The organism is Pseudomonas sp. H1_D05, from assembly GCF_054682705.1.
In genome coordinates, this window is the sequence record NZ_CP162825.1 from 5,280,898 (window position 1) to 5,299,760 (window position 18,863).

10 protein-coding genes and 1 pseudogene are annotated in these 18,863 nt (G+C 60.6%); 1 reads left to right on the forward strand and 10 read right to left on the reverse strand.

What is annotated here, in order from left to right:
* Positions 1 to 170 precede the first annotated feature (170 nt).
* Positions 171 to 395, forward strand: coding sequence for a YgdI/YgdR family lipoprotein (locus AB4O11_RS23835; protein WP_093431342.1), 225 nt, complete (start codon positions 171 to 173; stop codon positions 393 to 395).
* A 132-nt stretch (positions 396 to 527) separates the two neighbouring features.
* Here AB4O11_RS23835 and AB4O11_RS23840 read toward each other — a convergent pair whose 3' ends face one another.
* The 10 genes and pseudogenes from AB4O11_RS23840 to AB4O11_RS23885 form a co-directional block, all read right to left on the reverse strand.
* Positions 528 to 902: a hypothetical protein gene (locus AB4O11_RS23840; protein ID WP_460128880.1), complete on the reverse strand. Its 375-nt coding sequence runs from the start codon at positions 900 to 902 to the stop codon at positions 528 to 530.
* A 240-nt stretch (positions 903 to 1,142) separates the two neighbouring features.
* Positions 1,143 to 2,995: pseudogene (locus tag AB4O11_RS23845) on the reverse strand (polyurethane esterase).
* A 197-nt stretch (positions 2,996 to 3,192) separates the two neighbouring features.
* A complete protein-coding gene (locus tag AB4O11_RS23850) occupies positions 3,193 to 4,881 on the reverse strand; it encodes a polyurethane esterase (RefSeq protein WP_460128882.1) in 1,689 nt (562 codons plus the stop codon).
* A gap of 55 nt (positions 4,882 to 4,936) precedes the next feature.
* A complete protein-coding gene (locus tag AB4O11_RS23855; protein WP_460128884.1) occupies positions 4,937 to 8,014 on the reverse strand; it encodes an autotransporter domain-containing protein in 3,078 nt (1,025 codons plus the stop codon).
* Positions 8,015 to 8,206: 192 nt separating this feature from the next.
* A complete protein-coding gene (gene eprS / locus AB4O11_RS23860) occupies positions 8,207 to 11,158 on the reverse strand; it encodes an autotransporter serine peptidase EprS (RefSeq protein WP_460128886.1) in 2,952 nt (983 codons plus the stop codon).
* A 653-nt stretch (positions 11,159 to 11,811) separates the two neighbouring features.
* Positions 11,812 to 13,182, reverse strand: coding sequence for a TolC family outer membrane protein (locus tag AB4O11_RS23865; protein ID WP_460128887.1), 1,371 nt, complete (start codon positions 13,180 to 13,182; stop codon positions 11,812 to 11,814).
* Positions 13,183 to 13,184: 2 nt separating this feature from the next.
* Positions 13,185 to 14,534, reverse strand: coding sequence for an HlyD family type I secretion periplasmic adaptor subunit (locus AB4O11_RS23870; RefSeq protein ID WP_099759227.1), 1,350 nt, complete (start codon positions 14,532 to 14,534; stop codon positions 13,185 to 13,187).
* Positions 14,531 to 16,306 (reverse strand): type I secretion system permease/ATPase, encoded by a 1,776-nt coding sequence (locus tag AB4O11_RS23875; protein ID WP_258708273.1) that lies wholly within the window; start codon positions 16,304 to 16,306, stop codon positions 14,531 to 14,533. The genes AB4O11_RS23870 and AB4O11_RS23875 overlap by 4 nt, the downstream gene beginning before the upstream one ends.
* Positions 16,307 to 16,515: 209 nt before the next feature.
* Positions 16,516 to 16,938 (reverse strand): AprI/Inh family metalloprotease inhibitor, encoded by a 423-nt coding sequence (locus AB4O11_RS23880; protein ID WP_460128889.1) that lies wholly within the window; start codon positions 16,936 to 16,938, stop codon positions 16,516 to 16,518.
* 93 nt (positions 16,939 to 17,031) lie between these two features.
* Positions 17,032 to 18,477: a serralysin family metalloprotease gene (locus AB4O11_RS23885; protein WP_186621607.1), complete on the reverse strand. Its 1,446-nt coding sequence runs from the start codon at positions 18,475 to 18,477 to the stop codon at positions 17,032 to 17,034.
* Positions 18,478 to 18,863 lie beyond the last annotated feature (386 nt).

The window sequence follows — 18,863 nt, forward strand, 5'->3', positions numbered from 1 at the left end:
AGTACTGGTTATGCGTACAGATACCAGCTGTGCCCTGCCCGGTGCAAACGGAAAATGATCAATGGCATTTTTTCGCCGGGCTATCGAACTTTTCCTCCGGGGATGGCACCAACCGCGTTAGAGGGCCGACAATGCTCGGCATCACATCGAATGAGGATTTAGAGGTGGGTATGAAAATCAAGTCACTGGGCATCCCTTTCGCCATCGCCGCCGCGCTGGCACTGGCCGGTTGCTCGACGCCGACGGTGGTCACCCTGCAGAACGGCACCCAGTACCTGACCAAGGACATGCCGAAGACCAAAACCAAGGACGGCTTCTATGAGTTCGAGGATATTTCCGGGGCCAAGGTGAAGGTCCGTGCCGATGAAGTGGCCACTGTGCGCGAAGAAGACTAGGTTTCGCTCGCGTCGATCGCTCCCACGCTCTGCGTGGGAATGCAGCCCGGACGCTCCGCGTCCCATCCAGAGCCGAACGCGGAGCGTCCGTTGAGGCATTTTCACGCAGAGCGTGGGAACAATCATCGCGTGTTATTCGAAAGTCGGCATGCCCGGCAGGCTGCCGTCGCACGGCATGTACGTGCCACCCCGCTTGACCACTTCGCCCTGCAAACGCCGACAACGATCCAGATCCTGCTGCGTCATGCGATCGATGCTCAGATTGCCGGTGGTTTGTGGCTGCTTGCCGTCACCCAGGCGCAGGGTCACGAACGGTTGTTCGGGCTGAATCTGAAAGCGGCTCTTCTCTTCGACCGGTTCGACCGCCGCGGTTTTCGGCGGGCTCGGCAGTTGCTCGGTGGTGACACCGTAACGGCTCAGAATCGAACTTTGAGGCAGATCGGCGCAGGCATTGGCCGAACACAGCGCCAGTGCGACGAACCCGACATACCCCTTGAAACCTTTCACGTTTGAATCTCCTGTACCCAATGGCGGCTAGCTATAGAACGTGTGTGCACGTGCTGGCTTTAGGCCGCATTTCCTGTTTTCGCAGGGGTTTGAGTCAGGCCGTGGCCATCGAGTCACTTTTAAACCGCGTTATCGTTCTTCGCGAGCAAGCTCGCTCCCACACTGGATCTGTGTCGTTCACAAATCCCCTGTGGGAGCGAGCTTGCTCGCGAAGGGGGCCTTAAAGGCGCCCCATCAACATCAGGCAATCACAATACCGTCAGCACTCAGGCTATTCAGCGACACCCCGACCAACGTCACCGAATCGTTGCCAAACGTCAGCACCGTGTCCTGCCCGACAGTCGCAGCATGAGCCCGGAAATTCTCCGCCGGCAAAACGCCCTGCACACCGAGAAACACCAGTTTGTCATTGGACGTGAAACCGAGCACCCGATCCTGCCCAAACGCACCGTTGAACAGAAACGTATCCGCCCCGCCCCCCGACTCCATCAGGTCGTTACCGGCGCCGCCGACAAACACGTCATTGCCGACGCCACCCATCAGGTGATCGTTGCCGTCCAGCCCGAACAACCAGTCGCCACCGGCATGCGCCTTCAACGTATCGGCGCCGCTGGTGCCTTTGACGCTGGATTCGTACGCGGTGACGTTGTTGCCGACCTTCAAGCCGCTGGCCGTAACGCTGTGGATCACGTCGTCCTTGAACAGGCCCCAGAGAAAGCCCGGTTCCTTGGTGACAATGCTGCCGATATCGCGGGTGATGCTGATCCCGCCGTTGGCGTCGCGCACGTACAAATTGCCGGTACCGTCATTGGCGAAGTCGAAGTTTTTCACCGCGCTTTGCAGATCGAGGGTGTTGCTGCCCTGCCCGCCGAGGATGACGTTGTAGCCACCGCCATCGCGGAAGGTGTCATTACCGGCGCGGCCTTCCAGGTAATCGTTGCCGCTGCCGCCCTGGATCAGATCGTTGGCGTCACTGCCAATGATGAACGTGCTGCCCTTGTGGGTTTCGGCGTTGCGGTTGAGGTCCTGTACCCAGGTGTTGGCCCGCGCCGGGTCCGAGAGGTTGGCGACGATGATCGTCGAGTCGCGGCTGGTCAGGTCGTAGAATTTTGAGTCGATCACCCGGTTCATGCCGTCGCCATACGCGGTCGGCAAGTGCGAGATCCGGTGGGAATGTTGAGGATCGAGTACGGCAGCAGATTCCACGCGGTCGAGGCGTAGTGATCGTTGAAGCTGACGATGTTGTCGGTGGCCGAGACTTTGGGCGCATCGTGCACGCCGATCGAAGCACCGGTGAAGGTCGAGCCGTCGAGGGCGCGGAACACCGGGTCGTTTTCGTAGCCGACGTTGAGCACTTTGTCGGTGCTGCTTTGCGTTGGCGAGGCGTAGGCGATGTAGTTGGAATCGGCGAAGAAACCACCCCACTTGCCCCCGCTCAGGTCGGCCATGCTGTTGACCGCCAGGCCACCGAGGCTGTGGCCACTGACGAGAACGTCCTTGCCGCTGAGGCCGTTGGCCTTGGCAAACGCCACCACGTCATTGAGCAGATTGCCGAAGGCTTCGCCGACGTAATTCTTCGCGTAATCCTTGGGACCGAAGGCGGCGAGCAGGTCGTTGATCACGTCGCCGATGGAGTCGAGGATCAGGTTTTCCCGCGGGCCGCTGGTGCCGCGAAAGGCAACACCGAGTTCGGTGAGATGGCCCCGGGCGTCGTACTTGCCGAGGATTTCCACTTGCGCGGTGGTGTAGCCGGCCTTCTCGCCGAAGAAGGTTCCGCGCGCATCGGTCTTGCCGTCATAGCCCAGTTGCGAGGCGGTGATGGGCGTCCAGCCGGCCTTTTTCACCGCGTCGAGGGCGAGTTTTTCCGAGTCGGGGTTCCACGGAATGCCGGGAATCACCCCTTGCGAATCGCTGCCGCCGAGCAGCGCCGTGACCAGCGTGGCGGGCAGGCCGAGGCCGAAACCGTTGTGCTGATAACCGGCGGCAAAGCCGTTATCGAGGTTGTGATAGGAATACAGCGTGATCGCCATGGCATCGTTGAACAACGCCTTGGAATCGGCTGTGCCGAAGTTCTTGTAGTCATACACACCCATTGCTATTGCCTCTCTCTTGTTGGAATTGTTAGAGATAGCTCACAGCCAGGGCGCCCCACGGGGACGCCCCGGAGCATTTCAGTACTACTTGTTGCTGTTCACTGTGGGAGCGAGCTTGCTCGCGAAAGCGGTGTGTCAGGTACCAATACTTCAACTGACACTACGCATTCGCGAGCAAGCTCGCTCCCACATTGGATCTACGCGAACATGAAACTGGAGTCCGACAGGTTAGCCACTCCCACCCCGACCAGGGTCACGGCATAGTCGCCAATCTTCAGCACGGTGTCGTTGCCGGTCTGCGCCGCGTGCTGCTTGTAGTCGTAGCCCTGCCCCGCGCCTTCGACGCCCATGAACACCAGTTTGTCGCTGCCCTGATAACCGTTGATGGCATCAAAACCGAACGCGCCACTGAACAGGAAGGTGTTGTTGCCACCCACTGCGCTCATCACGTCATTGCCGGCGCCACCGACGAAGGTCACATGACCCTTGTCGCTGATCAGTTTGTCGTCGCCACCGAGGCCGAACAGCCAGTCACCGTCAGCCGTGGCGTGCAGCGCATTGCCGTAGCCATCGCCGCTCAGCGAGTGGTTGTACTGGGTCAGTTCGTTGCCATTGGTCAAACCTTTGGCCGTAACGCCCCAGGTGATTTCCTTGCTGCCCCACCACGAACCCGACTCCTTGCTCACCAGCGCGCCGATGTCGCGGGTCATGCTGATGCCGCCGTAGGCGTCGCGCACGTACAGCGTGCCGTCACCGTCGTTGGCGAAGCTGAAGTTCTGCAATGGTTTCTGCAGTTCGAAGGTGTTGTGGCCCTGGCCACCGAGCAGGATGTTGTAGCCGCCGTCATCACGGAACCGGTCATCACCGCCCAGGCCTTCGAGGAAGTCGTTGCCCGCGCCGCCCTTGAGCCAGTCGCTGCTCTGGGTGCCGATGATGAACGTGCTGCCGGTGTGCGGCTCGCCACTGCGGCCGAGATCTTCGACCCAGGTCTTGCCGCGAGAAGCTTCTTCCAGATTGGAGACGATGATCGTCGAGTCTTTATGGGTCAGGTTGTAGAACTTCGAATCGATGACCCGATTCAAGCCATCGGCATAACCCAGCGAGCTGTGGGCCGACCAGTTCAGCGGATTGATGATGCTGAACGGCACCAGGTTCTGCGCGGTGGAGGCGTAGTTGTCGTTGAAGTTGACGATGTTGTCGGTGGTCGAATCGTGCGGCTTGTCGTGCTTGCCCATCGAGGCGCTGCTGAACGTGGTGCCGTCGAGCACGCGGAACACCGGGTCGTTCTCGAACCCGATGTTCAGCACGTTATTGCCGGTGCTGCTCTGAGTCGGCGAGGCGAAGGTGATGTAGTTGGCATCTTTGAAGAAGCCGCCCCAGTTGCTCGCGCTCAATTCGGCGACGCTGTTGACGCCGAGCCCGCCGAGGCTGTGACCGCTGAGCAGCACGTCCTTGGCGGCAATACCGTTGGCAATGGCGAATGTGGCGACCGCCTTGAGCAGGTTGTCGAAGGCATTTTTCGCGTATTTGCTCGCGTAATCCGACGGCCCGATGGCGGCCAGCAGGTTGTTTTTCAGGTCGCCGAAGGTGTCGCTGTAACCCAGCCCGCCGGTGCCACGAAAAGCGACGCCGATGCCGATCAATTTGCCGGCGGCGTCGTACTTGCCGAGCACTTCGGCCTCGGCGCTGGTGAAGCCGTCCTTCTCGCCGAAGAACGTGCCTTGCGGCCCGACCTTGCCCTGATAACCCAGCGCGGTTGCCGTGAGCGGCGCCCAAGCGGTGGCCGGCAGAGGCTTGCCGGTCGGCGTGTAGGCATACAGCGTCAGTGCGATGGCGTCGCTGTACAACGCTTTGCCATCGGCATTTTTATAATCGAACAGTCCCATGTTGTGCTCTCTCTTCCTTCAAAAACCGGCAGTTCCGCAGAACTGCCGGTACGCCTTAGAACTGCCAGTCGAGGGTCAGACCCACGCCGTGGTCTTTCTCGTTGTTACCGATCAGGCCGTTGTAATCCAGGTTCACCCGCACATCGCGGTTGAGCGCCAGACCCGCACGCACACCGACCACCGCCGCATCGCGATCCATCGACACGCTCTGCACGGTGAACGCGCTGTTGCCATTGGCAAACGCCAGATGGCTGTCCGCGTCGACATTGCTCAGGTTGTGCTGCCAGCCGAGGCTCGCGCCCAGTTCCAGCTGATGCTGATCCGACAGCGCGAAGCTGCGCTTGGCACGCACGCCGAGGGTCGACAGCACCACATCGCGGTTGTCCTCACCGCCCTTCAGCGCGGCGGCGTCACCTTTTTCGGTGAAGCTTTCGGTGTTCAGGTGCACATAGGACAGATTGGCGAACGGCTCCAGGTTCATCGGTTGCAGGCCCAGATCATAGGCGGCCTCGGTGAACACTTGCGTGGTTGCGGCATCGTGCTTGGTCTTTTGTTTTCCGCTCACGTCCCCGAACTGCAGGTCACGTTTGACGTCGACACGGTGCCAGCTGTAGGCGCCGCCGACGGTCAGACGCAGCGCATCGATCTGATGGCCCAGGTACGCACCCAAGTGGTAGCTGTCGACTGACGCCGACGAATGCGTGCCGCTGCCCATGCTCAATGAGCTGTCGCTATAACCGGTAACGAAACCCAGACGGGTATCTTCAGCGATCAAGCCATCGACACCGGCCAGCAGGCCGCCAATGGAGCTGTTGGAGTCGGCATTGTCATGCCCGCCATCGCTCTTGCCCCACGAACCCAAGACCTTGACCCAGGCGTTGCTGCGATCGTCAGTCGGTGCGCCAGCGTTGAACAGATCACGCTCGCGCAGACGTTCGCCAACGGCTTCACGCAGGTAACGGCTGTCGTTGATCAGCATCGTGCCAATGGCCGGATGGATCTCGCCGGACAACTGCTGGAAGGCTTGCTGCGCCGACGCCGCATTCGGCGACAGCAACAGGGTTTCAAACAGCGCGTTACCAGCGCCCAGACGCTCGGCCGCCGCACCGACCGCACGTTGGTTCGGCGTCAAACCGACGCTGGCGAACGAGGCGTCGTTACGCCCGACTGCCAACTGGATGCCATCGGCCGAGTACGCCAGCGTGCCGCCGAGAAAGGCGTAATCCGGCAACACCTGACCAAAGCGGCCTTCAATACCGCCCGCCGCTTGCAGGATGTTGTAGCGCGTGCCGAGCAGGCTTTGCACTTCATTGGTGGTCAGCAGCGTCGGGCTGTTTTCCAGCGACAGGCTCACCGTCGCGCCTTCGATGACCGCTTTGCCAGTGGCGATGATCTGATCGCTGCGGGTCGGCGACAGCTCTACGGCGTAGGTCGAACCCGGTGCAAAGGTCACGTCACCGGCGACATTCATTGTGCCGATGGAATTACCCGGCGCCACCGTACCGCCGCTGTTCACCGACAGCGTGCCGATGTGGCCATTGCCGCCGAGGATACCGCCGTCATTCACCGTCACCGCCGATTGCAGCGAACCGTTGATGGCCAGGCGCCCCTGATTGACCAGGGTCGGGCCGCTGTAAGTGTTGTTGCCGGTCAGTACCAGTGTGCCGATACCTTGCTTGGTCAGCCCGCCGTGACCGGAAATGTCGTTGCGCCAGGTGTCGAGGCCGCAGGTGATGTCGGTGCACACGCGTTCGGTCGGTTTGCCTTGATCGATGATTGCGCCGATGCCCGGCAGATCGGCGACAAACTGGCCGGAGCCGTAAGCGCCGTCGATGCGGAATTCGGCCGGGATGTCCTGCTCCGTGACGAACATCGACGGGCCGTCGATGCCCTTGCGCAGGTTGATCATGCCCCAGCCGTACAAGGCGTCGATGCCCGGTGCGCCGAGGTCAGTGGCGGTGGTACGCAAGACCGTGGCGACTTGATCACCGCTCATGTACGGGAAGCGTTCCATCAGCACCGCCATGGAACCGGCCACGTGTGGCGCGGCCATCGAGGTGCCGTTGTAGTTTTTGTAGCCGGTGGTCAGGTTGTCGGCGTTGGTGCCTTCGATGATCGCGCTGAAAATCTTCGTACCCGGCGCCGAGACGCAGAAACTCGCGGTATAGCCGCAACGCGAAGAGAACGTACTCATGATGTACGGATTGGCGCTGGCCAGGTCCGGGTTCTTCTGCAGCGCGGCGACGGTGATCCAGTTCGGCGCGATGTCCGGGACAAAATAGCCGAGGCCGGCGATGGCGTCCGGGTTGTTGAGGTTGTAGTCGTTGCCGGCGGCGAAGATCGTCACGATGCCACTGCGCGCGGCGGCAATCGCACCGTCGTAGGCGCCGCCGGGCTTGGTGCCGAGCAGCGTGCGGATTTCGTTGAACTGCACTTGCGCGTCATTGACGGTGAAGTGCGGGTACGCCGGATCGCGGCCGCCGAGGTCGAAACGGTCAGTGATGCCGATGCCCCAGCTGTTGTTGATGATCCGCGCGCCGCTGGCGATCAGTGCGTCCCAACCGGCCTTGTACACCGCGCCGTCGTTACCGCGAACGATGCCGTCTTCCGGGCCCGGGTCGCCGTTGTCGGCGCTGATGATCTGCGCACCGAATGCCACGCCGTGCATCGGCCCGCCGTCGCGACTGCCGGCGGCGATACCGCCGACGTGGGTGCCGTGGGCGCCGAGTTTGCCGTCGGAACCGACCGAGGGCGAACCGTCATAACGGAACGCATCGCCGGCTTTGACCGGGATGTACGGGTCGGTGTATTCGCGAATCCCGCTGGTGACCAGGGTGACGACTTTATTGCTGCCGGAGAACTCCGGGTGCGCGGCATACACCGGCTGATCAAAGATCCCCAGTTTCACGCCTTTGCCGGTATAGCCGGCGGCGTAGGCGTGATCGGCACCGATCGCGCCCAGGCCCCAATCGGCCTGGAACTCGGCACTGCGCCAACTCGACGGATCGCCCGTACGACCGCTCTCCACGTAGGGCGCGGCGTGGGCTGTGCCAATGGCACAGAGCACGGCAAGCGTGAGGGTTTTCAGGGCAAAGCGGCCTCCCGTTTGCGCGGGGGTATTGTTGTTATTCATCCAGCGACCTTCCTTAGTGATGTTGCGAAAAATCCTGATCGTTGCCACTGAGGGCGATGATCGTCGTTGATCGTTCCCACGCTCCGCGTGGGAATGCAGCCCGTGACGCTCCGCGTCACTGGACGCAGAGCGTCCCTAGAGGCATTCCCACGCGGAGCGTGGGAACGATCACCAGAAGCCGGGTTATCTTGCTTAGAACTGCCAGTTCAGGCTCAAGCCAACGCCATGCAGCTTTTCGCGACTGGCCAGTTGTCCGTTGTAATCAAGGTTGACCCGTACATCGCGGCTCAGCGCCAGGCTGGCCTGCACGCCGACCAACGCCGCGTCACGCGCCAGCGCAGAGCTTTCCACCGCGTACGGCGTGCCACCGCTGGCAAAGCGCAGATGCTGCTCGGAATCGATGTCGCTGAGGCTGTGCTGCCAGCCGAGATGGCCACTCACGTCGAGTGATTGCGCGGGCGAAAGATTGAACGTCTTGATCGCCCGCACACCGAGGGTGCTCAGCACCGCGTCACGTTGATCGCCGGAGCTTTTCAACGCCGCAGCGTCGCCCTTCTCGGTCAAACCTTCAGTGTCCAGATGCACGTAAGCCAGGTTGGCGAATGGCTCCAGCGCCAGTGGTTGCAGGTGCAAGCGATAAGCCGCCTCGCCGAACACTTGTGTGGTCGCCGCATCGACCTTGGCTTTTTGTTTGGCACTGACGTTGCCGTATTGCAGGTCGCGTTTCACATTGCCGCGATGCCAGCTGTAGGCCGCGCCCGTGCTCAAGCGCCAGGCGCCAACTTCACGGCCGGCGTACGCGCCGAGGTGATAGCTGTCGACCTTGGCCGAGGAATGCGTGCCCGAACCCATGCTCAGCGAACTGTCGCTGTAACCGCTGACCAGACCGATGCGGGTCTGCTCGTCCAGCGCGCCATCGACACCGGCCAGCAGCCCGCCAATCGAGGTGTTGTAGCCCGCCGTGTCGTGGCTCGAATCAGTCGTGCCCCAGGCGCCGAGCGCCTTGACCCAGCCATTGCTTTGCGCAGCATTGGTATCGTGCAGACGCTCGCCTACTGCGTCACGCAACTGGCGGCTGTCGTTGATCAGCATCGAACTCAACGCCGGGTAGATCTCGCCGCTCAACTGCTGAAACGCCTGTTGCGCCGACCTCGCGTCAGGTGAACGCAACAGGCTTTCGTACACCGAGCTACCCGCGCCCAAGCCTTCGACGGCAGCCGCTACTGAGCGCTGATTCGGCGTTTGCCCGACACTGGCGAAGGTGGTCGAGTTACGTTCGATATCGAGTTGAATGCCATTGGCGGCGTAGTCGAGGCTGCCGCCGATAAACAGGTAGTTCGGCAGCACGGCACCGAACTGGCCCTGAATGCCGCCGGCCGCTTGCAGGATGTCGTACTGGCGACCGAGCAGGCTTTGCGCCTCGGTGGTGCTGAGCAGCGTCGGGCTGTTTTCCAGCGACAGGCTGACCGTGGCGCCGCTGATAGTGGCGGTGCCGCCGGCAACGATGCGGTCGCTGCTGGTTGGCGACAGTTCAACGGCGTAGGTCGAGCCCGGCGCGAAGTTCACATCGCCAGCGACATTCAAGGTGCCGATGGAGTTGCCCGGCGCCACGCGGCCGCCGCTATTGGCGGTCAACGCGGCGATGCGGCCGGAACCGCCGAGGCTGCCGCTGTCATTCACCGTCACGGCAGACGTCAGCGAGCCGTTGACCGTGAGCAAGCCGCCATTGACCGTGGTTGCACCGCGATAGGTGTTGTCGCCGGTGAGGATCAACTGGCCGCCGCCGGACTTGATCAGGCTGCCTTGATACACCCGGCTCGCCGCTGCCGTATCACGGGCAGTGCCGACCGCGTAATCGGTCTGATCCTGCTGACTGGCACCGGCAGCAACGCCGTTCTGCCAGCCCTTGTCTTGCAGGGTTTGCTGCCAGGCGCTGTGCTCGGCGAGGTCTTCCGCCTGCCGCTGTATCAACGCCTTGTCGGAGATGTCATTGCTCCAGACATCGCGCTGCCCTGCCCCCAAGTTGGCATCAAACGCACCGAGCAATTGCCCTGGCCCGCGCATCGCCCGGTTCAGGTTGGCCACGCCCCAGCCGGCCCGCTCGGTCGGCGCAGCGGTGACCGAGCCATCCAGTTGCGTTGCAGTAGTCAGCAGCACTTCGAGCGCCTGCTGATTGGTCATGTACGGGTAGCGTTCCATCACCAACGCCAGTGCCCCGGTCGCGTGCGGCGCCGACATTGAGGTGCCGGACTTGATCGCGTAATCACCACCGGGAATGGTGCTGTCGATCTTCGCCCCCGGCGTGGTGATGCACCAGTATTTGGCGAGACCGCACTGGTTGTACTTTTGCTGATTGCTTTGATCGAGGCCCGACACGGCCAGCCAGTGGCCCTCCAGATCCGGCTGAAAGTACGGCAGCGCGGAACGCACGCTGGCGTTCGGATAGCCGCTGTTGCCGGCGCTGAATACGTTGATCACGCCGCGCCGGGAAACATCCGCTGCCGCATCGAGCCAGGTGCCTTTATTCCAGTGCTGAGCGTACGCGGCGTGCAGATCGGCCAGTGTCCGGTAGCTGACATCCGGCGGCTGGCTGCCCCAACTGTTGTTGATCGCGCGCACGCCGGCATCGGCGAGGGCGTCGTATACCGCTTTGAAATAGCGCGGATCGGGGTTGGGGCCGAAGAGGAAGCTGTCGTTTTTGTTGGTGTTGCCGACGTAGATCTGCGCGTTGTACGCCACGCCGTGCATGCCGGTACCGTCGCGTGAGGCGCCCATGGTGCCAACGACATGCGTGCCGTGGGAGTCGTTGTTGGGGTTGAGGGTGCCATTGACGTTGAACAGTGAACCGTCAATGTAGCTGCCGCTGGCCATTACCGGGTGATAGCGGTCGCTGGCAAATTCCGGGTGGGCGGCATCGAAACCGGAGTCGAGGGCGCCGATTTTCACGCCTTTACCGGTGATGCCGGCGGCGTAGGCTTGCTCAGCCTGCATCCGGCTAAGGCCCCAGTCGCGGAGGAATTCGGCGCTGCGCCAACTGCCGGGATCGCCGGGTTGGCCGGTTTCAAGATATTGCGCCTGAGCTTGGGTTGCGAAAATCACAAGCAGCAGGGTACCGACCGAAATTGGCTTGATGCGTACGTCCATGTTCACCACTCACTTTTATTGTTTTATGCAGGTTCTTTTGCGGTGTTGCCTGTTCCCCTCACCCCAACCCTCTCCCCCAGGAGAGGGAGCTGACCTAGGTGTTTTGCGTCTTACATCGACCTGAAAAACCGCGTCGCTTATCCCCTCACCCCAGCCCTCTCCCTCAGGAGAGGGAGCTGACGGCGGTGCCTTGCGTCATGCATCGAGCTGAAAAACCGCGTCGCTTATCCCCTCACCCCAGCCCTCTCCCCTAGGAGAGGGAGCTGACGGCGGTGTCTTGCGTGATGCATCGAGCTGAAAAACCGCGTCGCTCATCCCCTCACCCCAGCCCTCTCCCTCAGGAGAGGGAGCTGACGGCGGTGTCTTGCGTCATGCATCGAGCTGAAAAACCGCGTCGCTTATCCCCTCACCCCAGCCCTCTCCCTCAGGAGAGGGAGCTGACGGCGGTGTCTTGCGGCATTCATCGACCTGAAAAACCGCGTCGCTCATCCCCTCACCCCAGCCCTCTCCCTCAGGAGAGGGAGCTGACGGCGGTGTCTTGCGGCATTCATCGACCTGAAAAACCGGCTCGATGTTGGATTCGGTGCCGCTCGTTCAGGTCGGCGTACTTCTGCAATATCCCCGGATCAGTCCCCTCTCCCTCTGGGAGAGGGTTAGGGTGAGGGCTGTTGAGCGACCACAAATGCCTCATCCACCCGCGCCAGATCCTGCTCGTTCAAGGTCCCGGCGTAATAATGCAACTTGGTCCAGGCCATCAAATAGTCGTACCGCGCCTGCGCCAGATCACGGCGCGTGGTGAACAACTGCTGCTCGGCGTTCAACGCGTCGAGGTTGGTCCGCTCACCACCGAGGATGCTTTGCTTAGTGGACACCACCAGCGCTTCCGCCGAGCTCAATGCCTTCTGATAAGCGCGCAATTTGCTCACCCCGGACAAACAAGCGCTGAACTGCCGCCGCAGTTCAATCAACGTCTCACGCGTCTTGCCGTCCAGCTCGTACTCCGCCTGCTCCATAGTGCGGCTGGCCTGACGCGTCGACGCCGACACCCCGCCACCGGCATACAACGGCACGCTGACTTCAAAACCGATGGTGTTGGTTTCATAGCGCTGGTTGTAGGTGTTGCCACTTTCCGATTCGTTCTGGCGCATCGAGGCATAGGCGCTGACTTTCGGCAAATGCCCGGCACGATTGCGCTCCACTTCATACCGCGCGACTTCCACGGCCTGGCGTTGCGAAGCCAGATTCGGGTTATTGCTCACCGCCATTTCATGCCAGGTGTCGTAATTGGCCGGCATCAGCGCGAAGGTCTGGAAGTTCTGATCGAGCGGCGCCAGATCCCCGATGTCCACCGCCGGCACGCCGACCAGTGCACCCAGTTCCCGTAGTGCGGCATCCTGCTCGTTGCGCGCTTCGATCTCTTCGGCAGTCGCCAGTTCATAACGCGACTCAGCCTCGAGAATATCGGTACGCGTGCCCTCGCCCTGCTTGAACATGTGTTCGTTCTGCTGGAACTGCTGCTCGTACGCCTTCTTCTTCGCCTGCGCGATGTCGATCTGATCCTGCGCGAACAGTGCCTTGGTGTAGTTATCCAGCACGCGAACCAGCAACTCCTGGCTCTTGCCGCGAAAGTTCTCGTCGGCAAACAACGATTGCGCGACACCTTTGCGATACGCGGCATAAGCCTCGTAGTCGAGTAGCGGTTGTTGCAGGGTCAGCGCCGAGCCGTAACTGCTGTAGTTACGATCGTCGGTACGGTTACGCGCGCGCTCATCGAGAGACGTAGCTTTCGACGAGTTGCGCCCCTTGTTGTAGGTGTAACCGATGCGCGGCAACAGGCCGGCGCGGCCGATGGCGCGGTTTTCCAGGCCGGCATCGCGTTCCTTTATCGCGCCGAGGAACACCGGGTCATTGCGCAACGCCTGTTCGTAGATCTCGAACGGCCCCATGGCCGCCACTGCCGAGTGACTCGCGAGCAGCAAGAATGCTGCTGCGAGCGTGGAAAGCTTATTCATACAGCCGAACATCCTTATTCTTCGGTCAGCGCAGAGCCGGCCCGGTCAAGCAGCGGTTTGAACAGATAGTTGAGCAGTGAACGCTCACCCGTACGCACGAACATTTCTGCCGGCATGCCGGGCTTGATCACTAGACCGTTGAGTTTTTCCATGGCGTGGTCGCTGACACTGCTGCGCAACACGTAGTACGGCACGCCGGTTTTCTCATCGACCATCTGGTCGGCGGAAATCAGGCTGACTTCGCCCGGTACACGCGGGGTTTTGCTCTGGTTGAACGCGGTAAACAGGATGTCCACCGGCAAATGCGCGCCGACCTTGTCGATCAGGTTGATCGGCAAGTGCCCTTCCACTTCCAGCGTGGTGCCTTGCGGGACAATCTCCAACAGCGTTTCGCCCTGACGCACCACCGCGCCCTCAGTGTGCACGCCGAGATTGACCGCCACGCCATCGGCAGTGGCGATGATTTCGCTGTGTTGCAGATCGAAACCGGCGGAAGTCAGCTGCTCCGACAGAGTCACGCTTTTCAGCTGCGCGTCAGCCAGTTGCGTGCGGACTTCCTTCTGGTATTCCTCGGCGTGCTGTTGCAGTTTCAGCCGCGACTCGAGGATGCCCTGCTCCACGCGACCGCTTTCACCGGTGTTTTCCGCCAGTTGCTGCTGCACTTGCGACAGTTGCCGCTGGTATTCCATCAAGCGGTTGCGCGGGATGTAGCCGTTGTCGGCGAGCGGCTGCAGATTGCTCAACTGTTGTTGCAGCGAGTCGGCCTGAGCATTGAGATCAGTGCGGGCGCGGCGCATGCCGGCCAGTTGCGCGGTGGCGCCTTCGATGCTTGCGCGCAGTCCGGCCTGCTCGCGGTAGTAGGCCTCGCGACGGCTGCTGAACAATTGCCGCTGACCTTCCAGTACCAGTGCCAGACGCGGGTCCGGATCATTGCTCAGCTCAGCCGGAAAGGTCACTTGCTTGAGGTTGTCACGCTCAGCCTGCCAGCGCGCGAGACTGGCCCAGGCCATGCGGTATTGCGCTTGCAGCGACTGCACGTCAGCGGCGACTTGCGTTTGATCGAGGCGGAACAGCGGCTGGCCCTGCTTCACGATTTCGCCTTCGCGCACCAGAATCCGGCTGACTACGCCGCTGCTCATCGACTGCACGGCTTTGCGCTTGCCCGAGACCACGACCGTGCCTTGCACCGGAATGCCTTGATCCAGCGGCGCCAGGGCCGCCCAGGTGAAGAAACTGCCGGCGCCAACGATCGCCAGAATCCAGCCCATACGTGCGAAGAACTTCGCATCGCGCTCCGGGCGTTCGGTGATGTAGGCGTGTTCCATGCTCGCTTCGTTTTCAGTGTTCATGCTTGCGCTGCTCATACACCCGAATTCCTTGTCGAGGGCTGATACTGTCGGCTCATGCTGAGCCCGCCCGGTGCCGGTGCAGCTTTTTCCCGTTGTTGTTCTTGCTGGCCGGAAAGTGCCTTGAGCACGTCCTGACTCGGGCCGAAGGCTTGCAGACGCCCGTCATTGAGCACCAGCAGCTTGTCGGCCTGGGCCAGCACCGAAGAGCGATGTGTGACCAGCACCACCGTGGTGCCTTGCGCTTTAAGCGCGGCGATGGCGCTGGCCAATGCGGCTTCGCCGACGGTGTCGAGGTTGGAGTTCGGTTCATCCAGCACCACCAGGCTCGGTGTGCCGTACATTGAACGCGCCAATGCCACGCGCTGCTTCTGGCCGCCGGACAAACCACTGCCGTCCTCGCCCAGTTGCGTGTCGTAGCCTTGCGGCAGGCGCAGGATCATTTCGTGCACGCCGGCCTGTTGCGCAGCGGCGACGACTTTCTGCGGATCGGCCTCGCTGAAACGGGCGATGTTCTCGGCGATGCTGCCGCTGAACAGCTCGATGTCTTGCGGCAGATAACCGATATAGGGACCGAGTTGGTCGCGGTTCCAGCGATGGATATCCGCGCCATCGAGACGCACGGTGCCGCCGAGAGTCGGCCAGACCCCGACCAGCACACGGGCCAGCGTCGACTTGCCGGAACCGGAAGCACCCAGCACACCCAGCACTTCACCGGCGCCCAAGTTGAAATTGACCATCTGCAAAGTCGCCGCACGTTGCCCCGGTGGGCCGGCGCTGACCTGTTCGAAAGTGATCTGGCCTTTCGGCGCCGGCAGCGCCATAGCGTCGTCACTCGGCGGGAACGCTTGCAGCAATGCGTCGAGACGGCGGTAAGCCAGCTTCGCCCCGCTCCACTGTTTCCACACCGCAATCAACTGGTCGATCGGACTGAGCACGCGGCCCATCAGGATCGAACCGGCGATCATCATCCCGGCGGTCATATCACCCTTGATCACCAGCAAAGCACCCAAGCCCAACACCAACGATTGCAGGCACAGGCGCAGGGTTTTGCTCAACGAGCTGATCACCGCACCGGTGTCACTGGCCTGGTTTTGCAGGCCGAGGAAACGCGAATGCACCTGGAACCAGCGCTTGCGCAGGGAACCGAGCATGCCCATCGCCTGAATGGTTTCGGCATTGTGCAAATGGCTGGTGGCCAACTGGCTGGACTTCTGCGAATAACCGGCCGCTTCGCCCAGCGGCTTTTTGGTCATGTATTCGTTGAGGCAGGCCAGGCCGATCAGTAGCAGTGCGCCTGCTGTGGCGAGCACACCGAGCCAGACGTTGAACAGGTAAATCACAAACAGGTAGACCGGGAACCATGGCGCATCGAAAAACGCGAACAGCGCCGGCCCGGTAACGAATTGACGAATGTGCGTCAGGTCGCCCAGTGATTGCCCGGCGTTGCCCTCGCCCTTGAACAGGTTGCGCTCGAACGCCGCCTGGTAGACGCGCAGGTTGAAGCGGCGCTCCAACTGGCTGCCGATGCGAATCACGATAAAGCTGCGCACCACTTCCAGCAGGCCTATAAAGGCGAAGAAACCGACCACCATCAGCGACAACATCGCCAGGGTCGTTTCGTTCTGCGACGACAGCACCCGGTCATAGACCTGGAGCATATAGATGGAGGGCACCAGCATCAGCACGTTAATCAGTGCGGTAAAGCAGCCGACGCTGATCAGAATACTTTTATAGTCAGCCAATGCCTTGAATAAGGGAGCGGTGGCTGGGGCCTTCGCCATCTTCATCGATTTTTCCTGAAATGATTGGGCCCGCCACACTTGGGCGGGGCTTCAATTAATGTTCCGCTTACCTGCGAAAGATGACTTGCAAGTACCCGTTTACACTTTCATAACAACTTGCGCAAATAACAGCGGTGCAGTTGTCGTTCGGCGTTTCTTATAACCAGCTTGTGGCGCTTTATATTAAAACCTTGTCGAAAACTGGATCATCATTACTATTGCGCTGCGCGCTCAAGTGTAATCACCAGGCCCGACTTCAAAGTGGTCAGATAAAGCCCGTCACGTTGTCGGCTGAAGAACTGGATTCTTGAGCCTTCCTTGCCGGTGATGGACAGGCCGTCAGGGTCGGGAAACCAGCCGATCGATGTTTGCTCAAGCCATGCACCGAGGCAATCGGCGCCCTCTCCCAAGGTCTTGTTTACATTCAATACCAGGGCGCAGGTATTGGAAGGTTTGTCCTGCTGCTGTTGCGCTTGTGGGTCCTCACCTCGGGTGGACAACGTCGCTTGCCACTGCCCGGCAAATACTGAAGGTTCTTCAAGTCTGAGGCTGCTTGCCATGCTGGTTTCTCCTGAAATCATGATCAGCGCCGCCGAGAGCCACGCCATTGCCTTGTAGGTAAAAGCTTTACAGATCATAGGAATATTCGCTCCGGCGTGTAGCCTTGCTTACCGAGCAACACGATGCAAGTGGAGAAAGCGGCGTATCACACGCCGCTTTCCACTTCTACATCACGCCACGATGTCGCTGGTGACTGCCTGGCCAACGGTGCTGACCTGGAAGTCCGCCACGCCGTGCCCGGAGAAGTCCACCGACAGCAGGCTGTTGCCGCCCGACGAAGTCAGGATGGCGTCACCGGCAGAACCGGTGAAGCTACTGACGAAGTGCAGGCCGGCACCGTTGGTGATACCGGTCAGATCGATTTTGTCCAGACCGCTGACGAAATCGAGGATCTGATCGATTGCACCTGGCTTGGAGTCCGAGCTGGCCGCGAACACAAAGGTGTCGGAACCGGCGCCACCCCACAGTTTGTCAGCACCACCGCCACCCCAGAGGATGTCGTTGCCGGCACCGCCCTTGAGTTCGTTGGCCACGCTGTTGCCGATCAGCAGATCGTTGCCAGAACCACCGATAGCGTTCTCGATGATCGCGCCTTTGGCGATGGATACGTTGCCCACCATGCCGCCAACGTCGGAGAACGAGGCATCATTGAGGTTGATCTTCTGGTTCTGGGTGAAGCCCGAGAAGTCCAGAGTATCCTTGCCGCCCGCGTCCCACACTGAGAACACCACTTTGTCACTCGACGACGAAGCGCTGAGGAAATCACGGCCAGTGTTGGAGTTGAAGCCGTAGGTGGTGTCACCGGTACGGGTGGTGGTGTTGGCACCGTAAAGCTTCTGGATAGCAGCGATATCGTCCATCAGCGGGCCGGACGAATACGCTTCGACACCGCCCTTGCTGAAGTTCTGACTGGTGTTGCTTTCGCTCCAGTAGCTCATGACGCTATAGCCGCGAGTGTCTTGGCCGTAGGACGCGTCGTTGTAGGTCGGGTTGCCATTCCCGGCGTTGTAGTCACCAGGGTGAGCGAGGCCCAGGCTATGGCCGATTTCGTGAGTCAGGGTCTGACGACCGTAGTTGTTCAGATCCGGATTCTTGTTCTGCGTGTAGCCACTGTTGATCAGGTACCACGAGGTGCCGTCATAACCGGCGCCGGTGCCTGGCAGATAGGCGAACGCTGCAGCGCCATCCTGACCACCGCTGTAGTTACCGAAGGTCATGTGGCCGTCACCGCCCGAGGCTTTCTCGGTGAAGGTCACGTTGGCCACGTCAGCCCACGATTGCATGGCGAGCTTGGCCTGGGCCTGTTGTTGTGCACTGAACTGACTGAACCCAGTGATCCCGTGCTTGTTCATCGTGCTGGACGATGCCGAGGTCAGGAACGTATAGGTGAGTTCGATCTTGCCGCTGCCATCCTTGTCCTGGTAGGCAGCGCCGTCGCGCAGCAACTGGGTTGCGGCCTGGTCGACGGAAAAGGAGGGTTTGCCATTGACCGTGAGGTTGCCACCGCGGTCGTACTGATGGCTGAAGCTATTGATCTGGTTGTACGCCGAGCTGAAGGCTGACAGCTGGAAAGCCTGTTCGGCGGTATCAATAGCATTCGTTTTAACTTTCGACATAAACACACTTCCTTGTTTAGCAATGGAACAGTTTTTGTCCGATAGGACTCTCTCTGGCGAGATCGTCCTATCACTCGCCCAATGAAGGCGTAAGAAACCTGACACAATTTGAAATCTGCCGTAAAGGATTTTTTTGAGATCAAATCGAGCTGTTTCCGGAAACTGCCGTAAACAAAGCGTGCGAGGTCGAAAGAATGTTTTAGTTGCGAAGCTTTTGCCTAATTGTCTGACGATTTTCTATTTAAATATTAAATATGGGTAAGTTGTTTTTTGTTAGCCGCGTCTCACTTTCCTGCACTTTATTAGTGCGATGCCAGTGTATTGATATCAACCCTTTAAACGCTGAAAGACATTGTGGAAGCGAGCCTGTTCCGGGCGGCGTTCCG